The following is a 17557-nucleotide window of genomic DNA, read 5'->3' on the forward strand; positions in this document are numbered from 1 at the left end:
GCGTCAGGTCCCCATGAAGGTCATCGGATCGTGCAGCACGCGGGTGCCGTCATGCAATCCTTCGATGGCCTCCATGTGCTCCGGGGCGAGGGTGAAGTCGAACACGTCCAGGTTCTGGGCGACGCGCTCGGGCTTGGACGACCGCGAGACCACGACGTTGTCCAACTGCAGGTTCCACCGGACCAGTACCTGGGCGGGGGTGCGGCCGTACTCGGCGGCGATCGACGTCACCGTCGGGTTCTCAAGCATCTTGCCGACACCCAGCGGGCTGTAGGACTGCGTCTGCACGTCGTGCTCGGCGTGGGCCAGGCGCAGGTCGGCCTGGTTGAGCCGCGGGTGCAACTCGACCTGGTTCACGGCGGGCACCTCGTCGGTTTCGTCGATGACCGTCGCCAGCAGTTCCTCGGTGAAGTTGCAGACGCCGATCGAGCGGACGTGCCCCTCGTCGCGGGCCACCTTCATGCCCTCAAAGCTCTCCACATACTTGCCCAGCTTCGGCGCCGGCCAGTGGATCAGGTAGAGGTCGAGGTAGTCCAGCCCGAGCCGGTCCAGGCTCGCCTTGCACGACTCCTGCGCGGTGTGGAAGCCCTGCTTCGAGGTGCCCAGCTTGGTGGCGACGAACAATTCCTCGCGGGGAATGCCCGAGGCGGCGATTGCGCGCCCGACGGCTTCCTCGTTGCCGTAGGAAGCGGCGGTGTCGATGAGGCGACAGCCGGCCTCCAGCGCCGCGAGTACCGAGCTTTCCGTTTCCTCATCGGACAACTTGGCTACCCCCAAGCCAAGTACGGGCATCTTCGCCTCGTCATTGAGTGCGACGGTCGGAATCGCGCTGGGCGAGCTGTATATCTCATCAATCACTGTCACTTGCCAATCACCTGCCTGCTCAAGTTGCTGGTTATCTGGGAAAGGAACGATGATTCAGCGGCGGCCCGCAGGCCGGGCGGTTCAGCCAACCCACTGCGTTGTGAAAGGTCCCCCAACATCGCTCGCTTGCAGACAGTAGCCAAGCTTGGCAAGCGGTGCACCGAGCGCGGCGATGCATGTCGGGGCAGCAAAATTCGTCATCACGCGGAGTTACGAGTTTCCAGCACAATGTGTTTGGCGTTGCCGGTCACGGCAATTGTGTGACACCGGCTACAGCCAGGGCTATTGCCCCCAATGGGGATTCCAGACCCAATGCGTCCAGTGAGGTGTATCACCATCGAATTCGGCTGTGGCATATGCTGAATTCGCGTCGAACCGCCAGGCAGACGGCGATATGCGAGTGAAAACCTTGATGGTCTAAGTGCTTTCGCTTCGCGTGCTCAGTGGGGTGCGCGCGAGGCGAATTCGCTGATCCCTTATGCTCGACAAACGCCGAACGCACGCCAACACCGGAAGCGAGGCAGACCTTTCCATGAAGTCAATGCAAGAGCTTTTTGAAATCGCCTGGCAAGCAACACAAATCGGCGCAACCACGCTCAAGAAGTCCCAACCGAGCTCGGTGCAGCACAAGGGTGACCGCGACACGGTCACCGACGTCGACCTCGCGATCCAGCGCGACATCGCCGCCTACCTGGCCCAGAGCACACCCGATATCGCGCTACTGGCCGAAGAGTCCGAGCAGCAGCCGGAGATCGAAACGTCCGAGTGGCTCTGGGTTCTTGACCCCATCGACGGGACGTCCAACTTCGTCCACGGCCTGCCGCTGTGCGCGGTGTCACTGGCCCTGCTGCACGAGGGGCGCACCGTGCTGGCCGTCACCCACGCTCCCCTGCTCGGGAAGACCTATCACGCCATCGAGGGCAAAGGCGCGTTCGTCAACGGGCAGCGGATCACCGCCAGCGCCACCGACAGCCTCAGCGGCGCCATCGTGTCCCTCGGGGACTACGCCGTCGGCCACGATGCGGGCCGGCTCAATGCGCACCGGCTGGCGCTCACCACCGAGCTGGTGCCCCGAGTCGAGCGCATCCGGATGATCGGGGCCGCGACGCTCGACCTCGCCTTCGTCGCCGAGGGCGCGCTGGACGCCTGCGTCATGATGTCCAACAAGCCCTGGGACACCGCCGCGGGAACGCTGATCGCCCGCGAGGCCGGAGCGCAGCTCACCGACGCGCAGGGCAACCCGCACACGCACAGCTCCGCGTCGACGATCGTCACCGCGCCAGGTATCGCCGAGCAGCTCGCCACGGTGATCCGCAACACCGAGATCGCCAGCGACCGGTACGCGGCCGCCGTCGGCTAGCGGCGGGAGCGAAAGGTCTTTCTCAGCCCAGCATTTCGGCGATGGGCACGGCCGCGGCGATCTTGGCGCGGGCCTTCATGACCTTGCCGGGCATCCCGCCGCCGACCACCCCGACCAGGGCGCCGTCGCGTTCGTAGTAGGCCAGGAACTTGCGGCCGTCGTCCTCGACGACATGGACGATGTCGTCGGCCTCCGGCTCGCCCAGGCACTGGATCTTGACGTCGTACTGATCGCTCCAGAAGTACGGGACGACCACCACCGGCGGCACGTCCTGGCCCAGCATCGCGGGCACGACGGCACGGGCCTGATCGGCGACGTTGCTCCAATGTTCCACGCGCCCTTGATGTCCCGTCGCGTCGCGCCACGAGGCGACATCACCGAGCGCCCACACATTCGGTGCGCTGGTGCGTCCGGTCTCGTCGCAGATGACGCCGTTGTCGACCTCGATCCCGCTGCCCTCAAGCCATTCGGTCGCCGGGCGCGACCCGATGCCGACGACCACGATGTCGGCCGGCAGTTCGGTGCCGTCGCTCAGCACCACCGCCTCGACGCGTGAGTCGCCGCGCACCTCCGTCACCCCGACCCCGAGGCGAACGTCGACCCCTTCGGCGCGGTGCAGCCGTGCCACCAGCTCGCCGATCTGCTCGCCGAGCACCGCGGCCAGCGGTGTCGGCTGCGGCTCCACCAGCACCACATCCACGCCCAGGCTGCGCAGGCTGGCCGCCACCTCGCAGCCGATGAACCCGGCGCCGATGACGACGGCGCGCTGGGCCGCCGACGCGTGCTTGCGCAGCGCCATGCTTTCGTCGAAGGTGCGCAACACGCGGATGCCCTCGAGGTCCGGGATCGCCGGGATGCGCCGGGGCACCAGGCCCGTGGCGATGACGAGTTCGGCGTAGCCCAGCATGGTCCCGTCGTCCAGCGTCACCGTCTGCGCCGCGGTGTCCAGGCGGCTCGCAGCCGACCCCAGTCGCAGGGTGATGTCGTTCTCGTCGTACCACTCGCGCGGTTTGAGCGCGGTGTCGTCGATCTCTTTGCGCAGCACCTCTTTGGACAGCGGCGGGCGGTCGTAGGGCAGGTGCACCTCGTCGCTGACGATCGTGATGGGGCCGGAATACTCCGACCTCCGCAGCTGCTCGGCGGTGCGGGCGGCGGCCAACCCGCCGCCGACGATCACGATTCCATTGTTCGCGCTTGCGTCACTACTCACTTGGAGTTCTTAGCACGATGGCCGGTCAGTACTTTAGGGCACCCTTATCCACGGGGATCTGGGTGCCCGTGAGGGTGCCCGAGCCGTCGCCGGCGAGCCAGGCCACCACGTCGGCCACTTCGTCGGCCGCCATGAAGCCCTTGGGCTGCACCGGCATTGGCGGAAAGCTGTGCACGAAGTTTGGATGCTTGGCGAAAATCTCCATCATCGCCTCGGGTTCGATCATCGGGGTGTCTATCGAGTACGGGTGGATGGAGTTGACCCGGATGCCGAACTCGCCGAGCTCGATCGCCAGTGTGTTGGTCAGCGCCGTGAGTCCGTGTTTGCTGGCCGAGTAGTGGCCGTTGCCCGGTGTGGCCTTGATGCCCGCCGACGAGCTGACCACGATGATGGATCCGCCGTTTCCCGCCTCGATCATGGCGGGCACGGTGGCGCGCAGCGTGCGCCAGGTGCCGGTCAGGTTGACGCCGATGACGGTGTCCCACTGCTCGTCGGTGAGCTCCCAAATGCGGCCCCAGCTCAGCACTCCCGCGTTGGCCACCACGATGTCGAGCCGGCCGAACTGCTCGATCCCGTCGGCCACCAGATCGCGCAGCGCGGCATCGTCGCGGACGTCGACCTCGCGGGTCAGGATCTTGCGGCCCTCGTTCTCCACCAGGCGCGCCGTCTCGTCGAGGTCTTCAGGGGTGGCCGGCGTATAGGTCACGCTGGCGGACGCCGGAGCACAGATGTCCAGCGCGATGATGTCGGCGCCCTCGCGGGCCAGTCGCACCGCGTGCGAGCGCCCCTGCCCGCGGGCGGCCCCGGTGATGAAGGCGACCCGCCCCTGCAGTGCTCCGGCCTGTCCAGCCACGTGTAACCCCTTCGACCGCCGATAGACCAAGCCAGGCTAGCAGCGCAACTGAAACGTGTTCTAATTCACCCGGCGTTGCCGGGCGAGCCCTCAGATTTCGGAGATGATAGCCGCGCGTCGGCTGGTGTATTCGGCGTCGGTCAGCGCCCCGCTCGCGTGCAGATCCTGCAGCTCCTGCAGCCGCGCGGCGATCGACGGTTCGGGCGGTGTGACGACAGCCGCCGCGGCCGCGGGTGCCGCCGCCGGCGCCGGCTGCGCGGCCGGGGCCTGCTGTTCGACCGCGCGGCGCACCACCGCCTGGATCTGGGCGCGCAGGGCCGGGTTAGACCGGATGTCGACCATCTGGTTGAGCGCAACGTTGTTGGCCTTGAGGATCTGCAGGATCTCCATCAACGGGCCGGCCTGGCCGCTCAGATCGTAGGTTTGGTTGTCCTCGGCCACCGTGAACTGCGCGGGAACCAGGCCGTTAACCAAAGCGCTTCGCTCCCAGTCGATTCGGTATTCGCTGGTGGTGGGATTGACCAGCACCACCACCTTGCGGGCGTTGAGGTTGCCGAGCCGGGTGACGCTGGCGATGACCCGATCCTCGCTGTCGAACGGCAGGAGTCCGGGGCCGGCGATATGCAGGTGCACCTTGACGACTTGCTGGTTGTTGACCCACGTCCCCGTCTCGGTTATCCCGGTGATCTGGGCGAGCGCCAGAACCCCGTTCTGCTCGAGCGCGGCCACCTTGGCCGACGACTTGGCCCCATAGTTCGCCAGGGCGAGCGCGACCAGCACGTCGGCGACGGTGATCAGCAGGCCGACGTAGAACATCCATTGCAGCAGGCTGCCAAGCCCGAGGGTGAAGTACACGACCAGAAAGATCGGTCCGACCAGGCCGCCGCACAGCAAAACCACCAACTGTGCCTTCAGGTAGCGCGCTAACACATGCTCCTCCTCGGCTTACTGGGGAATCCGTGTCAGATTAGCGCGAAGGGTGTCGCGACGAATGCGTTACGCGCAAACCGCGTCCGGTCGCCTACACCGATTCGGTGGGCACGATCGGCACCCGCTTGACCGGCGCGCCCGCCGGTTGCGCCGGGTGCGCCGGCTGCGCGGTGGCCGGGCCGGGCGGAGCGGTACGCGCCGACACCGGCATCGTGGAGGCTGGCGAGGTCTGCGGCGGCACCGCGGTCTGCATCGGCGCTGCGGGGGTTCCGGCGGGCGTCGCAACCGACGCCGCCGGCTGCACGGGGGCGGGCGAGCCGGCCGGAGCGTAGGCCGGCGTCACCACCCGCGCCGCGCCCGCCGGCGTGGTGGCCGAGGCCAGCGTCGCCGACCCCGCCGGGGCCGCCGCGACCGGCGTGCCTGCCGGTGCGGGCGCCACCGCCGCCGCGGCCGGCGCCACCGCCGCCGCCAGCGGTCCCGCGGGTGCGGTCGGCGCGGACGTGCCCACCGCACCGGCGCTCACCGCCGGCACCTGCGCCGCCGCCTCCGCCGGGGCCGCCGCGGTCTGCAAGGGCGAGGTGTTGGCGGCCTCCGCGAAGGCATACTGCGCCGCACCGCCGTTCATCAGTTGGACGAACTGGGTGTGGAACGCGGCAGCCTGAGCGCTGAGCGCCTGATACACCTGGGAGTGCGCGTCGAAGAGCGCGGCGATGCTCGCCGAGACCTCGTCGGCGCCGGGGGCCAGCACGGCCGAGGTCGGACCCATCGCGGCCGTGTTGGCCGAGCTGATCGTCGACCCGATCCTGGCCAAGTCCCCCGCCGCGGCCGCGACGAATTCGGGCGTCGCCTGAACGAATGACATCGGGACCTCCCCGCAACGCTACGGTCAGGAGAAATATGAGCAAATCCTAAACCAGGCGGCGCCGTGGCCGCATGATTTCTCCCGCGTTGCTCGGGGCGGCGCCCGGCCCGAAAGCACAAAGCCCGGACTGCCGAGTCGGCAATCCGGGCTTTGCGGTGCTTCGAAACTACTTGATGATCTTGACGACCCGGCCGGCGCCGACGGTGCGGCCGCCCTCACGGATCGCGAACCGCAGACCGTCATCCATGGCGACGGGCTGGATCAGCTTCACCGAGATGTTGGTGTTGTCACCGGGCATCACCATTTCGGTGCCCTCCGGCAGCGTCACCACACCGGTCACGTCGGTGGTGCGGAAGTAGAACTGCGGACGGTAGTTGTTGAAGAACGGCGTGTGCCGACCGCCCTCGTCCTTGGACAGGATGTAGACCTGGCCCTCGAACTCGGTGTGCGGCGTGGTGGTGCCGGGCTTGGTCACGACCTGACCGCGCTCGACGTCCTCACGCTTGATACCACGCAGCAGCAGCCCGACGTTGTCGCCGGCCTGACCCTGGTCGAGCAGCTTGCGGAACATCTCGACGCCGGTGACGGTGGTCTTGGTGCTGGTCGGCTTGATGCCGACGATCTCGACCTCTTCGTTGACGTTGATGATGCCGCGCTCGACACGACCGGTGACCACCGTGCCACGACCGGTGATGGTGAAGACGTCCTCGACGGGCATCAGGAACGGCTTCTCCGTCTCGCGGACCGGGTCCGGGATCGACTCGTCGACGGCCTCCATCAGCTGCTCGACGGACTCGACCCACTTGGCGTCGCCCTCGAGCGCCTTAAGCGCCGAGACCCGGACGACCGGGGCGTCCTCGTCGAACTCCTGGGCGGCCAGCAGTTCGCGGACCTCCATCTCGACGAGCTCGAGCAGCTCCTCGTCGTCGACCATGTCGGCCTTGTTCAGCGCGACCAGGATGTAGGGCACACCGACCTGACGGGCCAGCAGCACGTGCTCACGGGTCTGCGGCATCGGGCCGTCGGTGGCGGCGACCACCAGGATCGCGCCGTCCATCTGGGCCGCACCGGTGATCATGTTCTTGATGTAGTCGGCGTGACCCGGGGCGTCCACGTGGGCGTAGTGACGCTTCTCGGTCTGGTACTCCACGTGGGAGATGTTGATGGTGATACCGCGCTGACGCTCCTCGGGCGCGTTGTCGATCTGGTCGAACGCGCGGGACTCGTTCAGATTGGGGTACTTGTCGTGCAGAACCTTGGTGATAGCCGCGGTCAGCGTGGTCTTGCCGTGGTCAACGTGACCAATGGTCCCGATGTTGACGTGCGGCTTCGTCCGCTCGAACTTCGCCTTCGCCACTTCTGTGTCCTCCTGGACTAGTTGGTGCTTGTTAAAGCAGTGTTGGTGTTTTCAGTTGTGCCGCGCCCAAGGCATTCCAATGACCCGGCAAGATTACTCCGCTGGCCGTTACTGGCCCGTCGCCTTCGCGATGATCTCCTTTGAGACGTTCGCCGGCACTTCGGCGTACGAGTCGAAGACCATGGAGTAGTTCGCCCGGCCTTGGGTCTTGGACCGCAGGTCGCCGACGTAGCCGAACATCTCCGACAGCGGCACATGCGCCTTGACCACGCGCGCACCGCTCCGCTCCTCCATGGCCTGGATCTGGCCACGGCGGGAGTTCAGGTCGCCGATCACGTCGCCCATGTAGTCCTCGGGCGTGGTGACCTCGACAGCCATGATCGGTTCCAGGATCACCGGCTGGGCTTGCTGCGCAGCCTTTTTCAGCACCTGGGAACCGGCGATCTTGAAGGCCATTTCCGACGAGTCGACCTCGTGGAAAGCCCCGTCGAGCAGGGTGACCTTCATGTTCACCAGCGGGTAGCCGGCCAGCACGCCGTACTGCATGGCGTCCTGCGCGCCGGCATCCACCGACGGGATGTACTCACGCGGGATGCGACCACCGGTGACCTTGTTCTCGAACTCGTAGGTCGCACCCTCCTCGCCGGTGAACGGCTCGAGGTTGATGATGACCTTCGCGAACTGGCCGGAGCCACCCGTCTGCTTCTTGTGGGTGAACTCGACGTTCTGCACGGCCCGCCGGATGGTCTCCTTGTAGGCCACCTGCGGCTTACCGACGTTGGCCTCGACCTTGAACTCGCGGCGCATGCGGTCCACCAGGATGTCCAGGTGCAGCTCGCCCATCCCGCCGATCACGGTCTGGCCGGTCTCCTGGTCCAGGTGCACCTTGAAGGTCGGGTCTTCCTCGGCGAGCTTCTGGATCGACAGCGACAGCTTCTCCTGGTCGCTCTTCGTCTTGGGCTCGATGGCCACCTCGATGACCGGGTCGGGGAAGGTCATCGACTCCAGCACGATCTGCTGGTTCGGGTCGCTCAGGGTGTCACCGGTGGTGGTGTCCTTGAGCCCGATCACCGCGTAGATGTGACCGGCCGAGGCGGTCTCCACCGGGTTCTCCTTGTTGGAGTGCATCTGGAACAGCTTGCCCAGCCGCTCCTTCTTGCCCTTGGTGGCGTTGATGACCTGGCTGCCGGAGTCGACCTTGCCCGAGTACACCCGGACGTAGGTCAGCTTGCCGAAGAACGGGTGCGTCGCGACCTTGAACGCGAGCGCGGAGAACGGCTCGTCCGTCGACGGGTTGCGGGTGACCTCTTCGTCCTCCTTGCCCGGCACGTGGCCGACGGCCGCCGGCACGTCCAGCGGCGAGGGCAGGTAGTCGATGACGGCGTCCAGCATCGGCTGCACACCCTTGTTCTTGAAGGCGCTGCCGCACAGCACCGGGTAGGCCTCCGAGCTGATGGTCAGCTTGCGGATGGCGCCCTTGATCTCCTCGACCGTGAGCTCCTCGCCGCCGAGGTACTTGTCGAGCAGCGCCTCGTCGGTCTCCGCAACGGCCTCGAGCAGCTTGGTGCGGTACTCCTCGGCCTTCTCGGCCAGCTCGGCCGGGATCTCGATGGTGTCGTAGGTCTCGCCCAGCTTCGTCTCGCCGCGCCACACCTTGGCGTTCATCTCGACCAGGTCGACGATGCCCTCGAAGTCACCCTCGGAGCCGACGGGCAGCTGAATCGGGATGGCGTTGGCGCCGAGGCGCTCCTCCATGGTCTTCACCGAGAAGTAGAAGTCGGCGCCGATCTTGTCCATCTTGTTGACGAAGCAGATGCGCGGGACGTCGTACTTGTCGGCCTGCCGCCAGACCTGCTCGGACTGCGGCTCGACACCTTCCTTGCCGTCGAAGACGGCCACGGCACCGTCGAGCACTCGCAGGCTGCGCTCCACCTCGACGGTGAAGTCGACGTGCCCGGGGGTGTCGATGATGTTGATCTGGTTGTCTTTCCAGAAGCAGGTGGTAGCGGCGGAGGTGATGGTGATCCCCCGCTCCTGCTCCTGCTCCATCCAGTCCATGGTGGCGGCGCCGTCGTGCACCTCACCGATCTTGTAGCTGATACCGGTGTAGTAGAGGATGCGCTCGGTCGTCGTCGTCTTGCCGGCGTCGATGTGCGCCATGATGCCGATGTTGCGGACCTTGGTGAGGTCGGTCAGCACGTCCTTCTGTGCCACAGAAGTCTTCCCACTCTTTCGATTGCTTGGTTATTCGCTGTCGCTTTGCGCCCGGCCACCCTGCCTTGACGCGGTTGGAGCCCCTACCAGCGATAGTGCGCGAAGGCGCGGTTGGCCTCGGCCATCTTGTGGGTGTCCTCGCGCCGCTTGACGGCGGCACCGAGGCCATTGCTGGCATCCAGGATCTCGTTGGCCAGCCGCTCGACCATGGTCTTCTCGCGGCGTTGCTTGGAGAAGCTGACCAACCAACGCAGTGCCAGCGTCACGGAGCGATCCGGACGCACCTCGACGGGGACCTGGTACGTAGCGCCACCGACGCGGCGGCTGCGCACCTCGAGGGAGGGCTTGACGTTGTCCATTGCGCGCTTGAGCGTGATCACCGGGTCGGTACCTGTCTTTTCCCGGGCATTCTCGAGCGCTCCATAAACAATGCGTTCGGCCAGCGATTTCTTCCCGTCCAGCAGAACCTTGTTCACCAGCTGCGTCACCAGCTGCGAGCCGTAGACCGGGTCATTGACCAACGGACGCTTCGGCGCGGGCCCCTTGCGCGGCATCAGCTCTTCTCCTTCTTGGCGCCGTAACGGCTGCGAGCCTGCTTGCGGTTCTTGACACCCTGGGTGTCGAGCGAACCGCGGATGATCTTGTACCGGACACCGGGCAGGTCCTTCACACGACCACCGCGCACCAGCACCATCGAGTGCTCCTGCAGGTTGTGGCCCTCGCCGGGGATGTAGGCGGTGACCTCAACCTGGCTCGTCAGCTTCACGCGGGCGACCTTCCGAAGCGCCGAGTTCGGCTTCTTCGGGGTGGTGGTGTACACGCGGGTGCATACGCCACGGCGCTGCGGGCTGCCCTTCAGGGCCGCGGTCTTGACCTTGGCGACCTTGTCGCGGCGACCCTTGCGGACCAGCTGCTGAATGGTTGGCATCTACCGGCTTTCTGTGTTCGTGTTCGGCATACTTCTAACGTTTTCAAGTCTGTGTACTGCAGTTATGTCCGGGCGCATCACCCCGCGTCCGGGTGTGTCGCATGCGCTGCGCACCGGACTTCGTCCGATGCTCCGTGGACACGCGAATTCGCCCGGCATCCACTCCCTTACGGTTAGGCGCCGTAAGCCGCCAGGCACGAGGGACCACAATACCCGCCGCCGGTCTCGCAGGTCAAAGCGACGGCGATGCCATCTGCTCTAGTAGCGCGCGCCATCGGCGGCGGTGCGCCTTTCCAGGCCGGCCGCCAGCCGCAGCACCATGTCGGAGAACAGCGCGTCGGTGTCGATCTCGTCCATCACACCCGTCATTTCCAGCAAAACAAAGCCGTGCAGGGCGGACCAGAACTCCAGCGACGCGTGGAAGGCCGCCTCGCCGTCCAGACCGTAGGAGGACAGCACCGCGATCACCGGCGCGGCCGCGCCGCGGGTGGCGGCCGTGTACTCGGGATCGTCACCGCCGAACGGCATCCGGGTGAAGGCCGAGTAGCGGCCCGGGTGATGGTGGGCGTAGCTGCGGTAGGCCCCGGCCATCACCAGCACCGCGTCGTCGCGGGCGCGGCCCTGGCCGACCCGGTTGAGCATCGTGATGATGTCGTCGATGACGCGGATCCGCACCGCGCGCCGCAGGTCTTCCAGGCTGTCGACGTGGTTGTACAGCGACGGCCCCTTGGTGCCCAATTGCATCGCCAGCGCGTTGATGGTCAGCGCGTCCCAGCCCTCACGGTCAAGGAACGTCAGGGCGCCGTCGATGATCCCTTCCCGGCTGAGCTTGGCCGGACGGGAGGCGGGCCGCCCCGCGCGCTGGCGTCCGGCCGCCGACGGCGGATCCGGTGGAGCTGCCATGGCGGTCGCCCTTCGATTGCGTGACGGGTTGCGGTTAACTAATGACTCTAGTTGACGCCCGTTGAGAGATTAATCTCCCGGAGGCGATATGAGGGCCCGGCAACGGAAAATAAAGTCTGCCACCGGGCAGGCAAATGCACGTAATGTCATGCTTGCCTCGTTTCGAGCAGCCGACCCGTCCAAAAGGGGGCCCGCAGTGAAGTGGACGACTGTCGCCGGGTCACTGGCCGCCTGTGTCGTCGCCGTCGTCGCCCTACCGGGGGTCGCGCAGGCCAAGAACGGCGACACCCACATCATCGGGCAGGACATCGAGCAGACGATCGACTGCAACGACGCCACGCTGATGGTCAACGGCAGCGGCATCAACGTCACCGCGCTCGGCAACTGCTACGCCGTGACGGTGATGGGCTCGTCGAACACCGTCATCGCCGACTCGGTGTCGCACGACATCACCGTGTACGGCTACAACCAGACGGTGTTCTACAAGAGCGGTCAGCCCGCCCTGTGGGACCGTGGCCGCGAACTGGGCATGACCAACCGGCTCCAGCAGGTGCCGGGCTAAACCGCGGCAGCACAACAACATCCGATCAAGAATCGAGGAACTATGCCCGCCTACATGCGTGACCGCTCGCTGCGCCTGGCCGTGCTCGCCATGACACCCGCCGCCGCGGCCCTGGTGCTGGCCGGCTGCAGTTCGACGGCCAACCCGCCGGCGGGGACCTCGACGACCACCACGAAGAGCAGCACGACGACCAGTGCGGGCGCCGCGCCCACGACGGGATCGGGAGGGGCGAGCACCACCGCGTCCATCGAGATCGGCAACACGATCAACTACGGGTCGATGGGCACCACCGCCACGCTGGACTGCGCCAGCGGCAAGTCGCTGAACGTCGGCGGCTCGGACAACAACCTGACCATCACCGGCACCTGCGAGACGGCCACCGTCAGCGGCACCAACAACAAGATCGCCTTCGACAAGGTAAACACCCGCATCACCGTGCTCGGGATGAACAACACCATCACCTACAAGGACGGTGACCCCAAGGTCGACAAGATCGGCCAGAGCAACGAGATCAACAAGGGCAGCTGACCGCCCGCGTTTACGTGGTGCTAGCCGGCCGGCGCCCCGTGCCGTCCCGCGCCCGCCGCGAAGCGCCCCGCCCCTTCGTTGGCCTCCGCGGCCACCCGCGAGATGCTGGCGAATTCGAAGTCGATCGCATCGGATTCGGTTGCGCCCCACTGGTGTAGCGCAGAGAGTCGGTCGGAGCGCAGGCACTGCTGCGGCAGCGCAGCCAGCTGCGCCGCCAATTCCTCGGCTGCCTGCCGCGACTGACCCTTGGGCACAACCCGATTCGCCAACCCGATGGCCAGTGCTTCGTCGGCGGCCACGGCGCGGCCGGTGAGGATCATGTCCATCGCGCGGCTGTGCCCGATCAGCCGGGGCAGCCGGACGGTGCCGCCGTCGATCAGGGGGACGCCCCACCGCCGGCAGAACACGCCGAACGCGGCGTCCTCCTCGACCACCCGCAGGTCACACCAGATGGCCAGTTCCAGGCCGCCGGCGACGGCGTAGCCGCTGACCGCGGCGATGACGGGTTTGGACAGCACCATCCGCGTCGGGCCCATCGGGCCCGGGCCGGTACGGTGCACCGCGTTGGCTTCGGAGGTGCCGAAGGCCTTCAAATCGGCTCCGGCGCAAAAGGTTCCGTTGTCGCCCCAGAGCACCGCCACCGACGCGGTGTCGTCGCGGTCGAAGTCCTCGAACGCCGAATACAACGCGGCCGCAGTCGGGCCGTTGACCGCGTTGCGGGCCGCCGGCCGGTTGATGATCACCGTGGTCACCGGGCCATTGCGCTCGATCCGCACCGGTTCACTCATGTCGCCTCCGCAAATAGTGGTTCGCGCCGCCGCAATAGCTCAGCGGCAAAGTCGTGGTAGGCCGCCCGCAACCGGGCGCCGGGCCAGTCGGCCGGCAGCAGCTCGTCGGGCAGCACGGGGTCGGTGAGCAGGTGACGCACCGTCGCCGCTGCCACCAGAAAACGACCGGGAATGTGTGGCGCGGCGGCCATCTCGTCGAGCAGTTGATGTCCGGTCTGGGCCCAGGCGGGCAGGTCCCACAGCTGCGCGGCCAGCTCGCCGGGGTCGTCGTCGCGCGCCCGCAGCACCCTCGCCTGGGCGGTGAGCTCGGGGCCGGGCTCCGCCTCGATGTTGTCGGGCCGCATCCACACCCCTTCGCGAAGCTCACCGAAGCGCTTGTCGTGCAAGGTGGTTCGCAGCGCCGCGCGGGTGCGCGCGTCGTTTCCGACGCTGGTCACGATCAGCGTGACCCACTCGCCGCTCCATGGGTGCACCCGCGGGTCGATGGCGTCGTCCTGGCGCTTCTGGCGGGCCAGCAGGCGATCGGAGAGCCGATACCCGTCCGCGGAGCGGATCAGGTCGCCGGCGCCGACCATGCGGGTCAGTGCCACCCGCAGTGTCGACTCCTTGATGCCGAAATCCGAGGTGAGCCTGACTAATTCGCTGGCCCGGGCGTGCGCGGGGTGAGCGCCGAGCAGCACACTGAGCACCACCGACCGCGCCGTCATGTCCGGCATGGCTACACTCCGGACGCGCGGCGGCCGTGGTCGCCGAACGGTTCGTCGCGGTGCCGCACCGCCTCGCGGAATCCGTGCTCGACGGCGTCCGCGACGAACGCGTGCCCCTCGGGCGTGTGCCGGGCGACACCGTCGAACACCGTGCTGACCATCCGGCTGGTCGCCACGCCCTGTTGCAGCAGAGCGGAATTCAGCGCCAGCTTGACCATGATCAGCTGGTTGACCGGAACCGCGGCGATCCGCTCGACCAGCCGCTCGGTGCGCTCGTCGAGGTCCGCCGGGTCCGGCGCCTCGACCGCCCATCCCCACTCGGCGGCCTGCGCGCCGGTGATGCAATCCCCGGTGAACAACAGCCTTTTCGCGCGCTGGTCGCCCAGGCGGTGCGCCCACAGGCCGGCCGCCGGAACGCCCCACACCCGGGTCGGCGGGTAGCCGATCTTGGCGTCGGCGGCGGCGATCACCTGGTCGGCGTGCAGCGCGATGTCGGTGCCGCCGGCCACGCAGTAGCCGTGGATCTTGACCACCGTCGGCTTGTCGGCGTGCATGAGGCTGGAGAAGCCCCGCACGAAGCGGCTCATCATCTGATAGTCGATCATCGGATCCCACGGCTGATCGGCCAAGTGGTTGACCGCCTGGGTCTTTCCGTCCAGCACGGTGCCCTGGTACGCGCCGGTGCCCCCGGCCGAGCCGGTGCGGTCGGCGTAGGCACTCAGGTCGAAGCCCGCGCAGAAGCCCTCGCCGCGGCCGGACACCAGGATGACGTGCACGTTGGGGTCGAGGTCGGCGCGCTCCACCAACGCCGAGAGTTCCAGCGGGGTGTCCGCGACGATCGCGTTGCCCTTGTCCGGGCGGTTGAACGTGATGCGCGCAACCCGATCGGTGACCTCGTAGGTCATCGTTTTGAGGTTGTCGAAGTCGACCGGCCTGATCGCGTGAGTCATATTGTGGCTCAGCCCTTTACCAGCGCCCGCTCCAGGATCGGTGCGAGGTCGAGCCCGTCGGGCATGGTGCCGAAGGCACCGCCCCACTGTCGGTCGAGGCGGGTGGTCAGGAACGCCTCGGCGACGGCCGGGTGGCCGTGGCGCACCAGCAGCGAGCCCTGCAGCGCCAGGCAGATGTCTTCGGCGACCTTGCGGCCGCGGTACTGGATGGTCTCCAGGTCGGCCAGCTGATCGCCGAGCCGCGCGACGTGGTTGGCCAGGCGCGGGTCCTGACCCGCGCCGTCGGCGAGCTCGTCGAACAGCACCTCGACGCACTCGGGGCGGGTTGCCATGGCGCGCAACGTGTCCAGCGCGCTGACGTTGCCCGAGCCCTCCCAGATGCCCATCAGCGGCGCCTCCCGGTACAGCCGCGGCATGCCGGAGTCCTCGACATAGCCGTTGCCGCCCAGGCATTCCAGCGCCTCCGCGGCGTGCGGCGTGGAGCGCTTGCACACCCAGTACTTGCTGGCCGCCAGGCCGATGCGGCGCAGCAGCGCCTCGCGCTGGTCGCCGCGCACGGCCTTGTCGGTGGCCCCGGCCATCCGCATCGCGACCATGGTGGCCGCCTCCGCCTCGACGGCCAGGTCGGCCAGCACGTTGCGCATCAGCGGTTGGTCGATCAGGTAGGCGCCGAAGGCCTTTCGGTGCTGGGCGTGGTAGATCGCCCGGGTCAGTCCGGTGCGCATGCTGGTGGCACTGCCCAGCGTGCAGTCCAGCCGGGTGAGGTTGACCATCTCGATGATGGTGGGCACGCCGCGCCCTTCCTCCCCCACCAGCCACGCGATCGCGCCGTCGTATTCGACCTCGCTGGACGCGTTGGCGTGGTTGCCGAGCTTGTCCTTGAGGCGCTGCAGGAACATTCGGTTGCGGGTGCCGTCGGGCAGGACCCGGGGCAGCATGAAGCAGGACAGCCCGCCCGGGGCCTGCGCCAGCACCAGGAAGATGTCGCACATCGGCGCCGAGGTGAACCACTTGTGACCGGTCAGGCGGTAGGTGCCGTCGGCGTTGGGGGTCGCCTCGGTGGTGCCGGCGCGCACGTCGGAGCCGCCCTGCTTCTCGGTCATCGACATGCCCGCGGTGATGCCCGGCTTGGTGGTGGCCAGCCTGAGCTCGGGTTCGTATTCGCGGCTGGTCAGCAGCGGCTCGTAGACCTTGGCCAACTCGGGGTTGAAGCGCAGCGCCGGAACGACGGCGTACGTCATCGAGATCGGGCAGATGTGGCCCGGCTCGACCGTCCACACCGACGTTTTGGCGGCGCGGACGACATGGGAGCCCGGGCGCTCGTCGGCCCAGGGCGCGGCGTGCATGCCGTGGGCGACCGCGGCGCGCATGAGTTCGTGATAGGCCGGGTCGTACTCGACCTCGTCGACGCGGTGACCGTTGCGGTCGTGGGTGTGCAGGACGGGCCGGTTGCGGTCGGCGAGCTCGCCCCACCGCTGCGCCTGGCGGGTGGCCGACAGCGCGCCCACCTCGTTCACCTCGTCCAGGCCCCACTGACCGCCCTCGCGGATCAAGGCCTCGATGAGCACTGCGGAGCTGGCCGGGTTGTAGTTTTCCAGGGGCGGGACCTGGTTGGTGACGACATGGGTGTCCGACATGCCACCAATGTTACATTTTCCCGACAGTTGCACAAGAGGTGTAACAGTCGCGCGGGCCGTCAGGCCTTGGTGTTCTCCCGCAGGAACGCGATGTCGTCCTTGCGGCCCTCGTCCGCGGTCTCGCAGATCACCGGCGCGTCGGCGGCCTTGACCACGGCGACGAGCAGGTCCGGGTCGATCTGGCCGGTGCCGAAGTTGGCGTGCCGGTCGGCCCCGGAGCCCGCCGCGTCCCTCGAGTCGTTGCAGTGCACCAGGTCGATGCGTCCGGTCAGGGCCTTGATCCTGTCGACCGCATCGATCAGGGCCTCACCGGCGGCCCAGGCGTGACAGGTATCGAGGCAGAACCCAATTCCCTTGTCGCCGATGTGATCCCACAGTTTTCCGATGGTGTCGAAATAGCGGGCCATCGCATGGTCGCCGCCGGCGGTGTTTTCCAGATACACCGGCACGTCTGTTTCCAGATAGTCCAGCGCTTTGACCCATCGCTCGAAGCCGGCTTCCATGTCGTCGTCATCGGCGTGGCCGCCGTGCACGATGACCGCCGTCGCGTGGATCTGCGAGGCCGCGTCGCAGGTGTCCTGCAGAATCTTGCGCGACGGGATCCGGATGCGGTTGTTCGCCGATGCGACGTTGATGAGGTAGGGCGCATGGATGTACAGCGGCACGGTCGACGCCTTGAGCGCCTCGGCGTCGTCGCGGGGTTTCGGTTTCTTCCAGCTCTGTGGGTTGCCAAGGAAGAACTGCACCACGTCGGCGCCGTCGGCTTGGGCGGCGGCCAGCGGGTCGTCGGTGCGGACGTGTGAACCGATGAGCACGTCGGCCAGTCTAGTGAGGGGCTACGACGGCCGCGACGGCGCAGGGGCGACGAAAAAGCCCCGGGCGAAACCGGGGCTTTTTCGTTGTT

The 17557-nt window shown here is 67.3% G+C and carries 18 protein-coding genes; 3 read left to right on the plus strand and 15 right to left on the minus strand.

The genetic code is table 11. From position 1 onward, the window contains the following. Positions 1-3 precede the first annotated feature (3 nt). The gene (locus tag A5732_RS22735; protein WP_081396081.1) at positions 4-864 is read right to left on the minus strand and encodes an aldo/keto reductase; all 861 of its coding nucleotides are present in this window, start codon (positions 862-864) and stop codon (positions 4-6) included. A gap of 532 nt (positions 865-1396) precedes the next feature. Here A5732_RS22735 and A5732_RS22740 point away from each other — a divergent pair. Then, positions 1397-2224, plus strand: a complete 828-nt coding sequence (locus tag A5732_RS22740; RefSeq protein ID WP_076103399.1) for an inositol monophosphatase family protein — start codon at positions 1397-1399, stop codon at positions 2222-2224. A gap of 22 nt (positions 2225-2246) precedes the next feature. Here the strand turns inward: A5732_RS22740 and A5732_RS22745 are convergent, their stop codons facing one another. From A5732_RS22745 to A5732_RS22785, 9 genes are all read right to left on the minus strand, one after another. Next, positions 2247-3434 (minus strand): NAD(P)/FAD-dependent oxidoreductase, encoded by a 1188-nt coding sequence (locus A5732_RS22745; protein ID WP_076103374.1) that lies wholly within the window; start codon positions 3432-3434, stop codon positions 2247-2249. A gap of 25 nt (positions 3435-3459) precedes the next feature. Next, positions 3460-4287, minus strand: coding sequence for a mycofactocin-coupled SDR family oxidoreductase (locus A5732_RS22750; protein ID WP_065073445.1), 828 nt, complete (start codon positions 4285-4287; stop codon positions 3460-3462). 90 nt (positions 4288-4377) lie between these two features. After that, the gene (locus A5732_RS22755; RefSeq protein ID WP_076103375.1) at positions 4378-5217 is read right to left on the minus strand and encodes an SHOCT domain-containing protein; all 840 of its coding nucleotides are present in this window, start codon (positions 5215-5217) and stop codon (positions 4378-4380) included. A 91-nt stretch (positions 5218-5308) separates the two neighbouring features. Further along, positions 5309-6079 (minus strand): PE family protein, encoded by a 771-nt coding sequence (locus A5732_RS22760; protein WP_076103376.1) that lies wholly within the window; start codon positions 6077-6079, stop codon positions 5309-5311. A 166-nt stretch (positions 6080-6245) separates the two neighbouring features. Beyond that, entirely contained in the window at positions 6246-7436 is a 1191-nt protein-coding gene (gene tuf, locus A5732_RS22765; protein WP_044483827.1) for an elongation factor Tu, read from the minus strand. Positions 7437-7544: 108 nt separating this feature from the next. Beyond that, on the minus strand, positions 7545-9650 hold the full coding sequence (fusA, locus tag A5732_RS22770; RefSeq protein WP_076052171.1) for an elongation factor G: 2106 nt from the start codon (positions 9648-9650) through the stop codon (positions 7545-7547). 83 nt (positions 9651-9733) lie between these two features. Beyond that, complete coding sequence (rpsG, locus tag A5732_RS22775) at positions 9734-10204, minus strand: 30S ribosomal protein S7 (protein ID WP_007767793.1); 471 nt, start codon at positions 10202-10204, stop codon at positions 9734-9736. Beyond that, positions 10204-10578 carry a 30S ribosomal protein S12 gene (gene rpsL / locus A5732_RS22780; RefSeq protein ID WP_007767794.1) on the minus strand — a complete coding sequence of 125 codons (375 nt, stop codon included), beginning with the start codon at positions 10576-10578 and terminating at the stop codon, positions 10204-10206. Before rpsL ends, rpsG begins: the two co-directional genes overlap by 1 nt. Positions 10579-10836: 258 nt before the next feature. Then, positions 10837-11481, minus strand: a complete 645-nt coding sequence (locus A5732_RS22785) for a TetR/AcrR family transcriptional regulator (protein ID WP_076103377.1) — start codon at positions 11479-11481, stop codon at positions 10837-10839. A 196-nt stretch (positions 11482-11677) separates the two neighbouring features. Between A5732_RS22785 and A5732_RS22790 the strand changes: the two genes are divergently transcribed. Next, positions 11678-12043 (plus strand): DUF3060 domain-containing protein, encoded by a 366-nt coding sequence (locus A5732_RS22790; RefSeq protein ID WP_076052169.1) that lies wholly within the window; start codon positions 11678-11680, stop codon positions 12041-12043. A gap of 42 nt (positions 12044-12085) precedes the next feature. After that, the gene (locus A5732_RS22795; protein ID WP_076052168.1) at positions 12086-12571 is read left to right on the plus strand and encodes a DUF3060 domain-containing protein; all 486 of its coding nucleotides are present in this window, start codon (positions 12086-12088) and stop codon (positions 12569-12571) included. Positions 12572-12591: 20 nt separating this feature from the next. Here A5732_RS22795 and A5732_RS22800 read toward each other — a convergent pair whose 3' ends face one another. Genes A5732_RS22800 through A5732_RS22820 form a run of 5 tightly spaced genes read right to left on the minus strand, consistent with a single transcriptional unit; the run spans position 12592 to position 17468 of the window. Next, positions 12592-13359: a crotonase/enoyl-CoA hydratase family protein gene (locus A5732_RS22800; protein WP_076052167.1), complete on the minus strand. Its 768-nt coding sequence runs from the start codon at positions 13357-13359 to the stop codon at positions 12592-12594. Continuing rightward, positions 13356-14075: a PaaX family transcriptional regulator C-terminal domain-containing protein gene (locus tag A5732_RS22805; RefSeq protein ID WP_076103378.1), complete on the minus strand. Its 720-nt coding sequence runs from the start codon at positions 14073-14075 to the stop codon at positions 13356-13358. The genes A5732_RS22800 and A5732_RS22805 overlap by 4 nt, the downstream gene beginning before the upstream one ends. A 2-nt stretch (positions 14076-14077) precedes the next feature. After that, positions 14078-15016, minus strand: coding sequence for a crotonase/enoyl-CoA hydratase family protein (locus tag A5732_RS22810; protein ID WP_007767806.1), 939 nt, complete (start codon positions 15014-15016; stop codon positions 14078-14080). Positions 15017-15024: 8 nt separating this feature from the next. Then, positions 15025-16653, minus strand: a complete 1629-nt coding sequence (locus A5732_RS22815; protein WP_076103379.1) for an acyl-CoA dehydrogenase family protein — start codon at positions 16651-16653, stop codon at positions 15025-15027. Positions 16654-16712: 59 nt separating this feature from the next. After that, positions 16713-17468, minus strand: coding sequence for a deoxyribonuclease IV (locus A5732_RS22820; RefSeq protein ID WP_076103380.1), 756 nt, complete (start codon positions 17466-17468; stop codon positions 16713-16715). Between the last annotated feature and the right edge of the window lie 89 nt (positions 17469-17557).

The sequence above is a fragment of the Mycobacterium colombiense genome, from assembly GCF_001953985.1.
Taxonomy (GTDB): Bacteria; Actinomycetota; Actinomycetes; order Mycobacteriales; family Mycobacteriaceae; genus Mycobacterium; species Mycobacterium colombiense_B.